The 18,392-nt window shown below is 43.6% G+C and carries 9 protein-coding genes; all 9 read right to left on the bottom strand.

What is annotated here, in order from left to right:
• Positions 1–5: 5 nt before the first annotated feature.
• Positions 6–1,220, bottom strand: a complete 1,215-nt coding sequence (gene secY2, locus D7D50_RS03970) for an accessory Sec system protein translocase subunit SecY2 (protein ID WP_120701533.1) — start codon at positions 1,218–1,220, stop codon at positions 6–8.
• A gap of 304 nt (positions 1,221–1,524) precedes the next feature.
• A complete protein-coding gene (locus D7D50_RS10355) occupies positions 1,525–7,149 on the bottom strand; it encodes an accessory Sec-dependent serine-rich glycoprotein adhesin (RefSeq protein ID WP_162614523.1) in 5,625 nt (1,874 codons plus the stop codon).
• A gap of 239 nt (positions 7,150–7,388) precedes the next feature.
• Positions 7,389–11,120, bottom strand: a complete 3,732-nt coding sequence (locus D7D50_RS10205; RefSeq protein WP_162614522.1) for an LPXTG cell wall anchor domain-containing protein — start codon at positions 11,118–11,120, stop codon at positions 7,389–7,391.
• Between the two features lie 205 nt (positions 11,121–11,325).
• Positions 11,326–12,786, bottom strand: coding sequence for a glutamate--tRNA ligase (gene gltX / locus D7D50_RS03950; protein WP_120701531.1), 1,461 nt, complete (start codon positions 12,784–12,786; stop codon positions 11,326–11,328).
• 98 nt (positions 12,787–12,884) lie between these two features.
• The gene (locus D7D50_RS03945; protein WP_023024561.1) at positions 12,885–13,667 is read right to left on the bottom strand and encodes an alpha/beta hydrolase; all 783 of its coding nucleotides are present in this window, start codon (positions 13,665–13,667) and stop codon (positions 12,885–12,887) included.
• Positions 13,668–13,740: 73 nt separating this feature from the next.
• Positions 13,741–15,402, bottom strand: coding sequence for a ribonuclease J (locus tag D7D50_RS03940; protein ID WP_023024562.1), 1,662 nt, complete (start codon positions 15,400–15,402; stop codon positions 13,741–13,743).
• A 213-nt stretch (positions 15,403–15,615) separates the two neighbouring features.
• Entirely contained in the window at positions 15,616–16,104 is a 489-nt protein-coding gene (locus D7D50_RS03935) for a hypothetical protein (RefSeq protein WP_023024564.1), read from the bottom strand.
• Positions 16,105–16,672: 568 nt separating this feature from the next.
• Complete coding sequence (locus D7D50_RS03930) at positions 16,673–17,431, bottom strand: ABC transporter ATP-binding protein (RefSeq protein ID WP_120701530.1); 759 nt, start codon at positions 17,429–17,431, stop codon at positions 16,673–16,675.
• The gene (locus D7D50_RS03925; RefSeq protein WP_120701529.1) at positions 17,428–18,294 is read right to left on the bottom strand and encodes an ABC transporter permease; all 867 of its coding nucleotides are present in this window, start codon (positions 18,292–18,294) and stop codon (positions 17,428–17,430) included. Before D7D50_RS03925 ends, D7D50_RS03930 begins: the two co-directional genes overlap by 4 nt.
• Positions 18,295–18,392 lie beyond the last annotated feature (98 nt).

Genomic DNA, 18,392 nt, shown 5'->3' with positions numbered 1-18,392 from the left:
AACTCCTAAAACAATCTTGTATAGCGTTGGTTCACGCGAAGAGCTCGAACTTCCTCCCGGATCGTCGAGATCATCCCCACAAACATGAGAAAACTTCCTGGAATCATGACCAAACGCAAGAGCCCTCTATCCCAAAGCAGAAGAAGGAAGGGCAACACGGTAAACAGGATTAAATACAGCGTCCCAAAAACCGTTAAACGAAAGACAATTCGATTGATGTACCTACGCGTCTCTTCTCCAGGATAAACGAAATCAATATACTCTGAGTTTTTCATCATTTTGTCTGCAATTTCTTCCCCATTGACCGTTACAAAGGCAAAAGCAAAGGACAGAAGGACCATCATCAGACCGTAGAGAAATATCCAGGCTGGCTCTCCTATTACCAACTCCTTAGCAATAGTGCCAGCCCATGAAGCATGGGGATTAATGGCTTGGACCAGCAAAAATATGTATTGCGGGATAGAAACCAAGGTCATGGCATACATAAAGGGCATGCCTCCAGCTGGATTGAGCTTCACATCTAAAAACGTGTGAGCTTTCAAACTGTTGTGAATCCCCAGCTTATTCACAGGGATCCGATAGCGAGCATACTCGATGCATACGACCATATACATAAATGCTAACAAGAGGAGAAATAGAAACAGAAGGCTGTATGCTGGAAGCCCACTCTTTGATAAGGTCCCAAGGACATCCTCTGGTAAGTACAGAAGCATCCCCGCCATCATGATCACAATAGAATTCCCCAAGCCTAGTGCGGTATTTAAATCAGCTAACCAGACTAAGAAAAAAGTACCTGCTATCATAATCAAGGCATTAAGCGAGACCACTAGAAGAGGGCTCAGGTCTGTTTCTAACGGGAGATAGAGGGAAACTGCCAAAGATTGCACAAGAGCCAAAGCAAGTGTCAGATACATCTTCCGTCGCTCCACAAGGTCCGAACTGGTTCTCTCCAGGTTATGACGTTTAGATACTGTAAACAACCGCCACAAGATCATTGAAGACATCCAAGGCGAAAGCCCGAGGGCAAAAATGGACAAGCCACGAAGGTTTCCACCCATGATAGCACTCGTCAACTCCAGACCCCTTGCAGTACCTTCGTTCACATTTAAAACCTTCGCTAGGTCCACAAAGGGTAAGGTGATTTTACTTCCTAAAACATAAACAAAGACGAATAGGATCGTCCAACATAATCGATTCCTAACTCCAGATTGTTTCATCATATCCTACTCTTCTACTCCCCCTTCTCTCAAATGGTTATCCTACCTAAATCCGCTCATCAAACACTCGCATAAGACTGAACCATTTCACCTAAACAATCTCTTATCTATAAGAGAAAAAAGTTCTTCAGAAGATGATCTGAAGAACCACTATTCATCTAGCTTTTCTCCGGTCATTATACCATATTTCACGAGGCTTTTCACCCCGACATTCTCAAAGAAAACCGACAAATCCTCTCATGGATCTGCCGGTATATCAGAGGAATCGAAATAAGCAAATTTTCAATTTTAAGAAAGATAATTGTATTTACTTTTTACGATGGAAAAATGAGGCCAAGCCTGCAAAGAAAGCTACTACAAGCGTGATGAACAGCTCACGTGAAGTCACTCCGAGAGAGTCCGACGTCGATTTTGCTTCGGATACAGAAGCAGCCGATTTCTCTCCAGAGGAGCTCATCTGAGGAGTCGCTTGACTTTCTGAATGAGATTGGCTTGCCGAGCTAGAAGTAGACCGACTCGTTGAAAGAGAAGTCGATTCCGATAAGAGCTGGCTTGCTTTTGATGAAACAAGTGTACTCCTTGGTTCCTGAGGGCTCGCCGAAGCAGACTCGTACACCACTGTAGATTCGTTTACCGCGTTTGAAGCCAAAGCGGAAACAGATGACCAATTTGATGTCAGTGACATCGAATGACTAGACGAAGCCGATCTATCTGTCGAAGGCTGGTTGGATACACTCATTTGGAACGATGCTGATGCCAATGTTGAGATAGATCCAGATGTTGAGGCTGACTCTAAGGCAGATGCTTGCTTGCGTGAAGTGGATTCAGAGCTACTGATTGAAACAGACTCTGAACTCAAGACTGATTCTGAGGCACTTGCTGAAATTGACGCACTTGCTTCTGACACACTGGTTGATGCTGAAACGGAAACACTGGTTGATGCCGAAGTCAACTCAGATACAGATGCAGAATACAGGGCAGATTCAGATGCGCTTACTGAAATTGATTCACTTGCTTCTGACGCACTTGTCGATACAGAAGTTGACACGCTAATGGATTCAGAAATCAATTCAGAGACTGAGACTGATTGTAGTTCAGAAGATTCCATTTGAGCTACAGATGCTGAAGTACTTGTTGAGACTGATGCAATCGATTCCGATACAGACTCACTAGTGGACACTGAATCAGATGTTGATGTTGACTCTAACTCAGAAGCTTGCTTGATTGAATCAGATTCAGATACACTGATTGAAATAGACTCGGAATTCAATACTGATTCAGATGCGCTTGCTGAAACCGATGTAGAATTCAAAACAGACTCTGAGATACTTACTGATACTGACTCACTAGTTGAAACTGACTCTGAGGATGAAGCGGATGCCAATTCAGAGGCTTGCGTGCGTGAAGTGGATTCAGAGCTACTGATTGAAACAGACTCGGAATTTAAGACTGATTCGGATGCGCTTGCTGAAATCGATGTAGAATTCAAAACAGACTCTGAACTACTTACTGATAAAGACTCACTGATTGAGACTGAAGCAGATACTGAAACTGACTCTAACTCAGATACTTGTTTGCTTGAGGTAGATTCTGAGGCACTTGCTGAAACTGATTCAGAATTCAAAACAGACTCGGAACTACTTACCGATACAGACTCACTAGTGGACACTGAAGCAGATGTTGATGTTGACTCTAACTCAGAAGTTTGCTTGCTTAAATCAGATTCAGATACACTGATTGAAATAGACTTAGAATTCAATTCAGATTCGGACGCACTTGTCGAAGCAGAAACTGAAACACTAGTGGATTCAGAAATCAACTCGGATACTGACACACTTGTTGACGCTGAAACTGAAACGCTGGTTGATTCCGAAGTCAACTCAGAGACTGAGGCAGACTGAAGTTCAGACGACTCCACTTGAGCTACAGATACTGATGTGCTGGTTGAAACTGAATCAGATGCTGAAACAGATTCCAACTCTGAAGCTTGTTTGCGTGAGGTTGATTCTGAGGCGCTTGCTGAAACCGATGTAGAATTCAAAACAGACTCGGAGCTACTTACCGATTCAGACTCACTGGTTGACACTGACTCCGAGGCTGAAGCGGACGTCAACTCAGATGCTTGCTTGTATGAAGTTGATTCAGAACTACTGATTGAAACAGACTCGGAACTCAAGACTGAATTAGATGCACTTGCCGAAATCGACGCACTTGTTGATGCTGAAACGGAAACGCTGGTTGATTTCGAAGTCAACTCAGAAACTGAGGCTGATTGAAGTTCAGAAGATTCCATTTGAGCTACAGATGCTGAAGTACTTGTTGAGACTGACTCTGAGGCTGAAGCCGACGCCAACTTAGATGCTTGCTTGCGTGAGGTTGATTCTGATGTACTGATTGAAACAGACTCGGAATTCAAGACTGAATCAGATGCACTTGCTGAAATCGACGCACTTGTTGATGCTGAAACGGAAACGCTGGTTGATACCGAAGTCAACTCAGAGACTGAGGCTGATTGAAGTTCAGAAGATTCAATTTGAGCTACAGATTCTGAAGTACTTGTTGAGACTGATGCAATCGATTCTGACACAGACAGGGAACTACTTAATGACTCAGAAGCGGTTTTCTCTGAAGTTGATAGAGAGCTGCTTACTGATTCCGAAACGGTTGCCTCTGATGCTGATACCGAAGCGCTTGTCGATGCTGAAGTAATTGACTCTGACACAGACAGGGAACTACTTAATAACTCAGAAGCGGTTTTCTCTGAAGTTGATAGAGAGCTGCTTACTGATTCCGAAACGGTTGCCTCTGATGCTGATACCGAAGCACTTGTCGATGCTGAAGTAATTGACTCTGACACAGACAGGGAACTACTTAATGATTCAGAAGCGGTTTTCTCTGAAGCTGATAAAGAGCTACTTGCCGATGCTGAAGAGATTGACTCTGATACAGATAAGGAACCACTTAATGATTCAGAAGCGGACTTCTCTGAGGCTGATACCGAAGCGCTTATCGATGCTGAAGAGATCGACTCCGATACAGACCTGGATCCACTCACTGATTCAGAAGCGGACTTCTCTGAAGCTGATAAAGAGCTACTTACCGATTCCGATACCGAAGCACTTGTTGATGCTGAAGAGATCGACTCTGATACAGACACAGATCCACTTAATGATTCAGAAGCGGACTTCTCTGAAGTTGATAGAGAGCTGCTTACTGATTCCGAAACGGTTGCCTCTGAGGCTGATACCGAAGCGCTTGTCGATGCTGAAGAGATCGACTCCGATACAGACACAGAACCACTTAATGATTCAGAAACGGTTTTCTCTGAAGTTGATAAAGAGCTACTTAATGATTCAGAAACTAACTTCTCTGAGGCTGACAAGGAGCTACTTACCGATGCTGAGGCAGAGACCTCTGAATCATTCTGCAAATCAGACTGAGAAGAAGATAGCGATTGAGATTCGAGCACCTGTGAAATGGATAGGCTATCTGATGCTGAATCACTATTTGACATCGACTCAGATAAGGAGGTTGATTGACGAGCCGACAGAGAAACAGCTGCAGATAGAGATTGAGACTCTGAAGCAACTACTTGTGAGCTGCTTTCTGAGTAGGAAAGACTATCTTGTGCTGACATCGAATGAGAAGCTGAATAACTGAGTGATTGAGATCGCAATTCAGAAGGAGTCATTCTTCGGTAATAGTAATTCACACTCTTCGATGGCGAGTAACTCACCCCGGTCGAAACTGTATGATAAAACTTAGAAAATCCGTCAGCGCCTTGCAGTGATGCATCATCACCCACAATATGGCTACCACTCAGCTGTGCCTGCTTTTCTGGAGCGGAAGTATATGGTTTACGAAAAGAATATTCCTTACCCGTTTTTTCATCCGTATAGCTTACCTTCTCTGTCAAGGAGAACCAACCTGAGATTTTTAACTTAAAGTTTTTTCCATCTGAAAAATCAGGAGTAACTGTAAGAGAATAATCTTCTTTCTTGCTTTTTACCTCTCGCGTCTCAAGATGTTCAAAGGTTTCATTCCAATGATCGTTTCTAAAGGCCTTTTCATACACTAAGGTATAATTTGCAAGATCAAATACTGTACCGTTATCTCCTTTGCGGTAATTCCATAGTTTAGAAGGATCCAAGACATAGTATTTTAAGGTATAATCACCATTTGGACTCGTTACTTCTCGGACAAGCTTAATATAGTGGTCTCTTGCCCCTCCTCGATAGGTTTCGACAGTCTGTTTCCCGACTTCACTAAGATCAAAGACACCAGACATCTTATTCTGATGATAGTCTACCAGTGGAACTTGCACAAATCCGTCCAATTGTCGAGCAGCTGAAGCTGTGTACTCCTGACCTTCAATACCAACCTGGGCATAAGAGGCCAAAACAGTTTCTCTACCATTCGGAACGTAAGCTCCTTGCCGGAATTCTCCCTTGTCGTCAACGAGCTTGTAATAAGTGACGTGTTCAGCACTTCGTGATGGGACAATTGATGCTACGGTCGATGGTGCATAAATACCTACATTCTTAGGTTCTACCACATCATAAAGCTGATGGATCATAAACTTAGGAGTCTGGTAATCCACACTTTGCATCCGTATAACTCCAGGTTTCCCATCATCATAAATTGAGTAAGAAACCCTATATTGGCGGTTTGTATCTGAACCTGTTAATTCCTTTGGTAAATCAAATTCAACCACACTATTTGCTTTAACTGTTTGAGCAAAAACCTCCGTACCACTAGATTTTTTAACCAGACGGAAGTATACATCGAGACCTTTAGGAGTAGTTGAACCAATCGAGCTACGGTCGACGGATAAGGTTGCATAATAATCCAGAGGGTCCGGCTTCACTCGATTAACGAAATCCCAAATAGCAAAGGTATAGCGCGTCACATCATGTTTCTCAGACAGAGACTTAAGAGTCACAGGATCGAGATTTATTACCGATTTATCTAAATTCGGATCCTTTTCTATATCTTCATATTTCAAAGCAACGTCTTCTATGCTAGCCCCGTTTCGATCATCCAAATTAGGAGTGATATTGGACAACTCTTTAGAGTCTGTTACGATTTCATAAATCGGTGCCAACTGAGCTGCAATAGCAGGTTTGCCGTTTACACTGCTATTCCCCACAAAACCTGTCGCTTTCAGTACAAGCATCATTTCATCAACAGACTTATTTAACCGTTGACGTTGATCCACATAGGCTTGCATCCCCACATGTTCATTAAGCAACTGAGTACCAGTTGACAATTCTGTTTGTACCTTAGCAATCGCAACTGAGAGAGCTGTTTTCTGATCCGCATCTGCAAGGTTTGAGGCATGATTTTCAGCCATCTGGGTCAATAAGGTAGCCTCTGACACATTTTGTTCCAGGATAGACTTATCCGTTTCTCCCAGAACCGTTTCGGTCGTTTCCTCGTTTGACTCTGATGTCGTCAATGTTTCTGAAGTAGATTCACTCTGAGACACAGAAAGACTCTCAGATGTTTGCTCGCCTAAAGAGGCAGAAGAACTTGTCGATTCTAGACTTTCTTCTGACATTGATCTAGCATCAGATACAGAACCAATCACCAAGCTATTCGCTTCTGCTAAGGTTTCTTTCTGTAATTCAGAAGTTGTAGCTACATCAACACCTGCTTCATCCGCATAAGCCGTATTGATAATAGCGGTGGCACCAACAGTTGCTCCTGTCGCCAATAAGCCTTTCAGTACGAATTGACTTGTAGAACGGATCCCATCCCGCTCCTTATCTGACTTCGTTACGACTGTTGTTTTTACTTCTCCACGAACAATTTTAAATAAACCTAAGGTAGAATTTTCAGATCGAACCCAATGCTTCCCAGACTTGATTAACTTGAAACGAGTCGTTCGATCCAGCTCCCTAACTTTTCCATTCAAACGTTTAAATAACATGAATATCCCCTAAACATTATAGTCATTAATATTATACATCATTACTATACATATTCAAGTAATTTGAGGTAGATAACCATTCAATTTTCAAAAAATTTCCTTCCCAAAAGTAATTCCGTTTTCTTTTACTAAAATCCGTGAAATCTACTAGGGTAAAATAGAAAAAAAGAACCTCAAAATGAGATTCTTTTGCAGACACTTTGAATACTAGACGGATATTTTCCTATAAAGAAATGCCGTTATTCTTCCTCTTCTTTTTTACGGCGTCCCAATAGAGTTAGTCCAATGAAAGATGCAAGAGTAGCAAATAAGGTTGATGCTGTAGATTTCTTTTCACCAGTTGCTGGAAGAACGGTTTTCGATGAGCTTTCTTTATTGGATAGGATCACTGGAGTAGAAGAGGATAGGGACTGAATGAGCACTCCCGAAGTCCCACCAGAATGAGCTTCACTTGCTGAGTCATGCATTGAAACAGACCGAGAAGGACTGATTGACTCTGATTGTCTATGCGAGTTAAATGAGGACTCTAAAAGGGTTTCACTTCTTGAGATAGAACCACTCAAGGATTCTGATGACGACTCGGTTAGACTGAGTGAATCAGACTGACTGTTAGACCTAGACTCCGGTGTCGAAACGGACTCGCTTGATAGAGCAGATTGACTCGAAGAACTCGAGATAGATTCTGAACTCCTTACAAACTCGGATTGAGAAGTCGACATAGATTCACTGGCGAAAATTGAGGTACTCATGAATTTAGAGACTGACTCTGATAACATGGCTGATGTCAGCTGGCTTGTCGACTCGAACTGGGAAGTTGAAACCGACTCTCTTGTAGAATCCAAGGTACTCAAAGAAATGGATTCTAATTCAGAACTACTTTCCGATTGACTATCCCAGACAACTTGAGAAGCTGAAACACTTTGAGAGTCTGAAAGGGAGTCTAAGATACTTACCGATGCAGACTGACTTAACGACTCTGACTCAAAGGTCGAAACAGAATTGCTTGTAGAAACCAAAGTTCTCATTGATTCTGAAATTGATTCTGAGCTGCTTAACGACCCTGAGACTGATTCTGATACACTTACCGATACCGATCGACTGATCGACTCTGACTCAGACGTCGAAATAGACTCACTCGCGAAAACCGAGGTACTTAAAGATTCTGAGACTGATTCGGAAACAATTGCCGATACCGACTGGCTGACCGACTCGGATTGAGAAGTCGAGATAGAATCACTTGTGGAAACAGAGGTACTCAACAAGTACGAGACTGATTCGGAAACACTTGCCGAGACTGACTGACTTAACGACTCTGACTCAGAGGTCGAAACTGAATCACTTGCGGAAACTGATGCACTCAACGAGCCTGAAATTGATTCGGAGATACTTAACGATGCAGACTGGCTGACTAACTCTGAATCAGAGGTCGAAACAGACTCACTCGCGGAAACTGATGTATTTAACGAGTCTGAAATTGATTCGGAGATACTTAACGATGCAGACTGGCTGACTGACTCTATATCAGAGGTCGAAACAGAATTGCTTGCTGAAACCGAAGTACTCATTGATTCTGAAATTGATCCGGAGATACTTAACGATGCAGACTGGCTGACTGACTCTGACTCCGAAATCGAAAGAGATTCACTTGTGGAAACAGAGGTACTCAAGGATTCGGAGATTGTTTCTGAAACACTTGCCGATGCAGACTGACTGATCGACTCGGACTCAGAGGTCGAAACTGAATCACTTGCGGAAACTGAAGTACTCAAGGAGTCCGAGACTGAGTCGGAGACACTTGCCGACGCAGACTGACTGATCGACTCTGACTCAAAGGTCGAAAGAGACTCACTTGTGAAAACAGAGGTACTCAAAGAGCCTGAGACTGAGTCTGAGACACTTGCCGACACAGACTGACTGATCGACTCTGACTCAGAAGTCGAAACTGAAGCACTCAAGGAGTCCGAGACTGACTCGGAAACACTTGCCGACGCAGACTGACTGATCGACTCTGACTCAAAGATCGAAACAGAATTGCTTGTAGAAACTGAAGTACTCATGGAGTCCAAGACTGACTCGGAAACACTTGCCGACGCAGACTGACTGATTGACTCTGACTCAGAGGTCGAAACTGAATCACTGGCGGAAATCGAGGTACTCATGGATTCGGAGACTGAGTCGGAGACACTTGCCGACGCAGACTGGCTTACCGACTCCGACTCAGAGGTCAAAACTGACTCACTGAAAGAAATCGAGGTACTCATGGATTCGGAGACTGACTCTGAAATACTTGCCGACGCAGACTGGCTGATCGACTCTGACTCAGAGGTCGAAATTGACTCACTCGTGGAAACAGAGGTACTCAAAGATTTTGAACCACTTACAGATGTTGACTGACTCTCAGATACCACCACACTGACTGATGTAGACTCACTCTCTGAGGCCACAGCAGATTCTGAAAGTCTTTCTGATTCTAAAACACTCAAAGATTGAGATGCTGCTTTTGATACCGAGAGACTTGTAGAAAGCGAGGTGCTTTGAGAAGCGACGATTGATGTTGAAGCACTCTCCGATTCTGAATAGTTCTCAGACAAAGACTCTGATAACTTAGCCGATTGTGACCGCATTTGAGAAGTACTTTGCGCTTCAGATACGCTCTGTGAATAACTCACCGAGAGCGACTGCGTTCGAGGATCCTCTGTCAAAGGTACTTTCACAGTATTAGACGTATTATCCTTGAAGACAACCGTAATTTCTCCAGTTGCAGAGACTGAATAGCTCTTAAAATCTTTAGACGCCAGTAGACGTGGATTTGCCTCCTTAAATTTTTCCAAAACCTGCGCTTTTTCTGATTCTGTCAGATTGGTCAAATCGGTCACTTGAGTATTAGAAGTCACCGGAGCAATCGGATTTCGGATGCCATCATTTTGAGGTAAGACTTTAATGCGGAAAGAACGGTCGAGAAACTGATTTCTAGAATTGATAAAACGAACCGTGATTGTATAAGTTTTCCCAGGCTCGACAACCTCTGTACCTCCGACTTTCCCTTCGATCAACATGGGAGCAAAAGGCGATTTCAAGGTTGCGTTGGGAACGAGAACCCCATCAACCCGTTCACTGTTGGGAGCATAGCCCATATAGGTGAGAATAACGCCACCATTCTGCTCTCTCACAATATATTGCAACTTAATCGAATCAGAATTATAAGCTGTGATCAGATGATTATTTGCCGGACCACTCATGACAAATGGAGTACGAAATGCACTGTCCACTTCTAAGGCACTACCTGTACGCGGATCTCTCTTCCCTGATTGCTCTCTTAACACAGCATTGACCAAGCGATTCCGAGCAGATTTCGCCTGAAGAAGAGTCACCTCTCCATCTTGATTCGGATCGGCTAATTGGTTACGGATCGCCTCTAGAGCTCCTTCCGCTTCCAACACAAGTCCCTCTCCATCCTTCAATTCTTTCGCTTGCTCTATATAAGAATAAAGGTCTTGAGCTATACGTTGAAGCTGTTTATCCTGAGCAGGATCTGAGACGGCTACAGACTCTTGGTCCCCATTTGAAAGGACGCTAGCTTCCGCTATTGAAGTAGAGGGCACTGCTGAACTCGTCGTAGATAATGTAGTAGAAAGGGAATCACTCTGTAACTCTGATGGAGACCACTCGCTCGTAGACAGACTCGTCGTTGACGACTGTCCCACACTGCTCAGCACTAAGCTATCTTTACCTACTACTCCCACTTCCGAAGCTATTTCTGACTGTAAAGTTGGACCTGCTAGCTCATCAGCATCCGTCGGATGCACGATTGACGTAGCACCCATAATAGAACCAGTAGCAATCAAACCTTTTAAGGCTATAGATCTTGGCGCATCCATACTAGAATGATTGGAAACATCTCTTCCTTTTTTAGAGCGCAAAAAAGAAGCATTCGAACAGGCTACTCGAATCCAATGTTTTCCCGATTTCACTAATTTAAATCTCGTCACTCTATTCCATGTTTTTTTTAGCAAGGTAAGGGTGCCCCTCTCTCCTCAAAAATTATTCTCTCTTGATTATACATGATTGAATCCTATTTTCAATCATTTTGGCTATATCTATGCTCTATCTCAGCAAAAAAAGCCATCGAATTGATGACTTTTTAGAAATGAACAGCATATTTTCAAAAGTTGAATCCTATTTTGCAATTTCTTCCAACATTTTTTCAATGTGCTGGATAGATTTTTCACGACCAAGTAAGTAAATGGTATCTGGTAGTTCTGGTCCATGCATCTCCCCTGAAACAGCGATACGGATCGGCATGAAGAGATTTTTCCCTTTGATACCTGTTTCCTTTTGAACCGCTTTGATTTGTGGGAAGATATTTTCTACCACAAACTCATCGTCTGACATGGCTTCGAGTTTTGCTTTGAAGGCTTCAAGTACAGTCGGAACCGTTTCACCAGCCATGACTTCTCGCTCAGCTGCTGTCAATTCTGGGAAGTCTGAGAAGAAAAGGTCTGTCAATGGAACGATTTCGTCCACCGACTTCATTTGTGGTTTGTAGAGTTCCACCAATTTCTCAGCCTTGTCTGTCAAACGACCTGCTTCTTCAAGGAATGGTTTGGCCATTTCAAAGATAGTTGCCAAGTCAGCTCTCTTAATGTAGTCGTTGCTCATCCAGTCTAGTTTCTTCTGGTCGAAGGCTGCTGGAGACTTGCTAAGGCGATTTTCATCAAAGAGTTTGATCAGTTCTTCGCGAGAGAAAATCTCGTCCTCTCCACCAGGGTTCCAACCAAGAAGAGCAATAAAATTAAAGACTGCTTCTGGAAGGTAACCTTTCTTACGGTAATCTTCGATAAATTGAAGGGTATTGGTGTCACGTTTAGACAACTTCTTACCCGTTTCAGAGTTGATGATCAAAGTCATGTGACCAAACTCAGGTGCTTCCCATCCAAGCGCTTCATAAACCATGAGCTGTTTTGGTGTATTGGCAATGTGGTCATCTCCACGGATAACGTGAGAGATTTGCATATCGTGGTCATCGATGACAACGGCAAAGTTGTAAGTTGGGTAGCCATCTTTCTTTTGGATAACCCAGTCACCACCAATATTGCCACCTTCAAACTCGATATCGCCTTTGACCATATCATGCCACTTGTAGATACCTGACTCATTAACAGCTAAACGAACTGTAGGAACAATACCCGCCGCTTCACGTTCAGCGATATAAGCTGCTTTTTCTTCTTCGCTCATACCAAGGTATTCGTTGATGTAACGAGGTGTTTCACCTGCAGCTTCTTGACGTTCACGTTCCGCTGCCAACTCTTCTTCTGTTACATAAGACTTGTAGGCTTTTCCTTCAGCCAAGAGTTGGTCGATGTATTTTTGATAGAGTTCCAAACGCTCAGACTGGCGGTAGTTCTCATGCGTCTCAGGACTTTCATCCCAGTCCATGCCCAACCAACGAAGGTTTTCAAGTTGGGAACGTTCGCCGTCTTCCACATGGCGTTTACGGTCCGTATCTTCGATGCGGATGATAAAGGTTCCACCATGGTGGCGCGCATATAAGTAGTTAAACAATGCAGTACGGGCATTACCGATGTGTAGTAGTCCAGTTGGACTTGGTGCATAACGCACACGAATATCTTTAGTCACGTATATTTCTCCTAATTGTTCATTGATTCTGGGCTTCTCATCTAACTGGCCCAGGCACTTTTCACTCTATTATAGCATATCTCCGAAGGAGTAGCTTCCTAATCGAGTCGTTCTTCTAGTTCAAAATCGATCGGCAGGGTTGCTAAGAAATGCTCCAACTCCCGCTCCCAATAAAACCATTCATGTTTTCCTGGCCCATGGCTATAGGTGATATCAAATCCGAGGTCCTTCAGATGATCCACAGCTGTATTGTTGGCCTCATACAGAGCATCTTGCTCTCCACACCAAGCCCATAAGACCGTCTTTTTATCTGAATACTTGTCCGCAATACTTTCCAAGGAGTAAGGACTCGTCGTCCAATCTTCTAGCTCTCCAAAGACCCCTTTCCAGTAAGCTGCACTTCCAAGGTCGGTGTCTGCCAGTTGACGCCCCTCAAAGCTAAGAGCACCAGAAAAGCTAGCAGCATGCGAGAAGCGATTGGTTTGAAGGGCCAGTTTGAAAGATCCATAGCCCCCCATCGATAGACCAGCGATAAAGGTCTTCTCTCGTTTCTTGGTCATATTGGGGAAGAAGCGTGCCAAGGTCTTAGGCAGTTCCTCTGCAATGGCTGTGTAGTAGGGATAACCATACTGAGTATCCGTATACCAACCATTATTGGTATTAGGCAAGACGACAATCAAATTGGTCGAACGTAGAATCCGTTCTACATTGGTCCGTTTCAACCAGGAGTACTGATTACCATTCATCCCATGAAGGAGATAGAGGACCGGGATATCTTGATCATCCGGATTTTTCACTCGAGACGCATCTGGATAGAGGACGTTGATCCCCCACTCCATTGCGAGCGCTTCTGAATAGTATTCAATCTGCATTACTGCCATCTATCTTTCCTCACCATTTCTTTCTTCCTTGACAAGAAAAAGCCGACGATCGACTTTTCCTCTTATGTTCATCCTAGCGTACTTCCATGATTACTGGCAAGATAGCTGGTCGACGTTTGGTCTGGTCAAAGAGGTACTTAGCCAAACTATCACGAACAGCACCCTTGAGCTCACCCCAGTCGAAGCTGTCCTGAGCTAAGTATTCTTCCACACTTTGGTTGACAATCTCTGCACTTTCGCGCAAGATATCGCGACTCTTCTTCACATAGATAAAGCCACGGGTGTGAACTTTTGCCTTCGAGATGATGCGTTTCTCACGACGGTTAACCGTAATAGCCACAATAAAGATCCCATCTTCTGAAAGGACTTTCCGGTCACGGAGAACGACATTCCCAACATCTCCAATGGCATTCCCATCGATGAGGACATCTCCAGCAGAGACACTACCGGCAGGAACGAAGTCATCATTGTCATATTCCATGATGGTGCCTTTCTTCGGAATGAAGATATTTTCAGGCAAAATCCCCACTTCCATAGCAAGCCGTGCATGGGCATCCAATTCGCGGTATTCCCCTTGGATTGGGAACAGATAGTTGGGACGAAGGAGGTTGATCATCAACTGTAAATCACGCGCATTTCCATGTCCTGATACACGCAAGCTTTGAGTAATTTGTTTCACTACTCCGCCTGCTTGGTAGACCATGTTTTCTACACGTGCCATAACCGCTTCTTTGGCGATAGATGGAGTCGTTACGATATAGACCAAGTCACCATCCTTGATTTCGACATAACGGTGACGGCCAATGGACATCTTACGAAGTCCGTTGATCGGCTCACCCATACGTCCAGTTTCAAGAATAATCAATTCATGATCCTCAAAACGAGACATTTCTTTTGGCTTGATCAACAATTTTTCGTTGGCCAAAGAAAGCTTATTTAAACGAATCCCTGTCCGGACGATATTTTCTACGTCAAATCCAGTCAAAACAACCCGACGCCCTGTCTCTGCAGCTGCGTCAAAGACCTGCTGGATCCGTGATAGGTTACTAGCAACAGCAGCAACAATGACACGGCCATCCCAGTCCCCAATGGTATCTAGGATTTCATCTCCAACTTCTTGCTCACTAGCAACTTGAATCTTGCTATCTGCATTGGCAGAATCACTCAGGAGCGCCAACACCCCTTCACGACCAATCTCTGCTAAACGACCAAAATCTGTCGCATAAGACTCACTCGCTGTTTGGTCAAACTTGAAGTCTCCTGTATAGACGATATTTCCCTCAGGAGTCTTGATGACAATTCCTAAACTTTCTGGAATGGAGTGGGTGGTCTGGAAGAAGGAAACAACGGTTCCTCCAAAATCAATTTCTGAATTGGCATCGATCACATGGAAGTCATTGAACTTCTTGACACTGTCATTGCTCTTGACAAAGAGCTTGGCCAACTCGACGGTCAACTCCGACCCAAATACGGGAACTTTAGCTTCCGCTAAAAGATAGGGAAGAGCTCCGATGGCATCCGCATGCCCGTGCGTTAAAAAGACTCCTGCGATACGATCGCTATTCTCAAAGAGGTAGTCCATGTTGGGAATAACAACATCGACCCCTAGTTGCTCATTTTCTGGATACTTGAGTCCAGCATCCAAAACAAAAATAGAGTCATTTACTTCAGCTATGTAGAGGTTTTTCCCGTTTTCACGGACTCCACCTAAAGTAATCAACTTAATGTTACTCATGTTTTCTCCTTTATGTGATGGTTCATACTTACGGTCCTTGGCTCACCAAGTCGAATTACAGTTTTGCAAATTTCTTGCATATCTAGAACATTATACTATTTTTTCACGATTTTTTCAAAAATCAGATCAAACAAAAGCCCTCCATCATCTGATAGAGGACCCTTTATTAAGACGAAGATCAAGAGCCTAGATTGTCAGCTTGGTAAAGAAACACTAGTCCGTATGATAATCATTTTTCTTATTCTCAATCACCCGTATCGCCGCCTTGATCACGTGAAACTCATTTAGCAGTTCTTCCAAATGCTGGTAATTCCGATCGCTGAGAGCCCCCTTCTTAAGGGTTTGAGACAAGCTATAAAATCGATCCAGATGCTCTTCAATATTGGCTAGTAACTCTTTGGCTTCTTTCAAGCGATAGCGATTCAGGAGCTTGCTTTGACTATGTTTATAGGCTAGCACATTCTCACGATGAATATCTTGACAGGCCTCCTTCTGCTCTTCATCCACCGTCAAATTGACAGCTTGGAAGCAGGTAATAAATTCCCGATTCTTCAGATCACACACAAAGACGACACCGTCCTCTGCTACATAGGCTTCCGTATCGGGCCGTTGATCAAAACTGCTATCAAAATGATGAAGCGAGGGCACGTGTTGATTGACCCAGCGTCTCAACTGATCTTCATCGACTCCAAATCGTTCCATTGCTCTTTCTTTAAAGTGAGCTCGACAGCTATATTCATGTGCATACGGCAATCCCACTGCCCTCACCTCGACTTTCTACCATGACAGACAAAAAGACCTCCAGTCTTACGGGACTAGAGGTCTGGTCTGCTTCACTGACAAGAGGCGATTAACCATTTAGGCTAACGAAAACAACAGTTATGATTTTCATTTCTATTCATGGTACGTTTTTACATACCAGTGGTTTTCTTTGCAATTTCTCTTTCAGTTTTGTTACAAAGCACTCAGTTGAGCATACCGAAGTTCGAAAACCATCTAAAGCTTCCACTACTATTTCCACGTATTTCAATGTCATTTAGTAAGTTAAGCAGACTTACTTGACGGCTCAACCGATTTAACATTTCCGACGTTCTAGCTTTTTTATAAAAAGCACAATCAAGTGTCAGCGAAGACAGACCTAAAGCGAAGTAACCTAATGTATGAATCTATAAGGCATTGGTATCAACCCCTTCTCCCTTATCTTCACCTATAGTATACTCCTTTAATATCGGTATTGCAAGCGATTACACACTGAAACTAGTTTCTAAATTTACTCAAAGAAACGGTAGTAATCAGACAAGGCCATCTTAGCCTTTTCCTCTTGATTCAAGTCCTGGATAATCTTTCCATCCTGCATAACAATCAAGCGATTTCCGTACTTGAGCGCATCCTCCATATGGTGGGTAATCATCAAGGCAGTCAGTCGATCTGTTTTGACAAAACGATCCGTCAGCTCCATCAAGGCTTGACTCGTCTTGGGATCGAGCGCAGCTGTATGTTCGTCCAAGAGTAAGAGTTCAGGGCGTTTCAGGGTAGCCATCAAAAGGCTCAAGGCTTGACGTTGTCCGCCAGATAAGAATTCTACCGCCGTATCGACATGCCTCTCTAAACCATTGCCAATCTGGCTCAAAACCTCTTTAAATTCGTCTTTGTAGTGGGCAAGGCGACGAGGAACCAAACCTCGCTTTTCTCCTCGGAATTTTGCAATCAGGAGATTTTCAGCCACTGTCATACGAGGGGCTGTCCCCATCTTTGGATCTTGGAAGACACGGGATAGGTATTTTGCCCGTTTTTCTGGACCATAGTGAGTCACATCCTCTCCCTTGATCAAGACTTGACCACTCGTCAGCGGAAGGGTCCCAGCCAAGGTGTTGAAGAGAGTTGACTTCCCAGCACCATTGCCCCCAAGAATGGTGATAAAGTCATGCTCATGAATCTCCAATGAGACATTATCCAAAATGACTTTTTCTTCATTCAAGCCATTATTCACCACTATGGTGGCATTTTTTAATTCTACAATTGCGGTCATTTGCTGAGTTTGACTCCTTTCAGCAGTTTCTCTTTAAAGGTTGGAATCATGAGACAGATAGCCAAGATGATAGCACTAAAGATACGGATATAGCTGGTATTTACCCCAATAGCAATCACAGCCCAAATCAAGAATTGATAAATGATCGATCCAATAACGATACTGAGTAAACGTTCTGCTAAGGTCAGTTTTGAAAAAAGAACCTCTCCGATAATCAAGCTAGCCAAGCCAACGACGATAACCCCGATCCCTCGAGAAGCATCTGCATAGCCTTCTTGCTGGGCCATCAAGGCACCTGACAAGGCAATAATCCCATTGGAAACCACTAGCCCCATCAACTCCATCCGACTGGTATGGATCCCAAAGCTTTTAGCCATCTCAGGATTGTCCCCTGTCGCAATATAGGCCTGCCCCAGTTTGGTATCTAAAAAGAAGAGCATAGCAGCAATCACCAGGGTCACAAAGATGATCCCAATGATAATCTCGTTCACACCACTGGCGATAGGAATCATATCTTGGATTTTTGAGTAGCCAAGCAAACCCAGGTTGGCCCGTTGCATCACAAAGAGAATGACTGAGTTACAGGAAGTCATCACCAAAATCCCTGATAACAGCGTCGGAATCTTCCCTTTGGTATAAAGAAGACCTGTTGCTAATCCAGCCAAACAACCCGCACCAACGGCGGCTAGGGTGGCTAGCAAAGGATGAACCCCTTTGGTGATCAGAGTTACCGCAACGGCTCCCCCTAATGGGAAAGAGCCCTCTGTAGTCATATCTGGGAAATCCAAGATACGAAAGGTCATAAAAATCCCCAGTCCCAAAATAGCCCAGATCAAGCCTTGTGAAATAATCGAAATAAGCATATCTTTGTCCTAACTATTGTAAATATCCTCTATTGTATCATATTGCAAGACGTGATTTCAATGCTTTCAAAAAATAACAAAAAGGCCCCACTCCTTAG

Origin of the sequence: Streptococcus koreensis, from assembly GCF_003627135.1 — a bacterium.
In the GTDB taxonomy this organism is placed as follows: Bacteria; Bacillota; Bacilli; order Lactobacillales; family Streptococcaceae; genus Streptococcus; species Streptococcus ilei.
The sequence above is the reverse complement of the archived record's forward strand: the minus strand, read 5'-3'. Positions and strand labels throughout refer to the sequence as shown.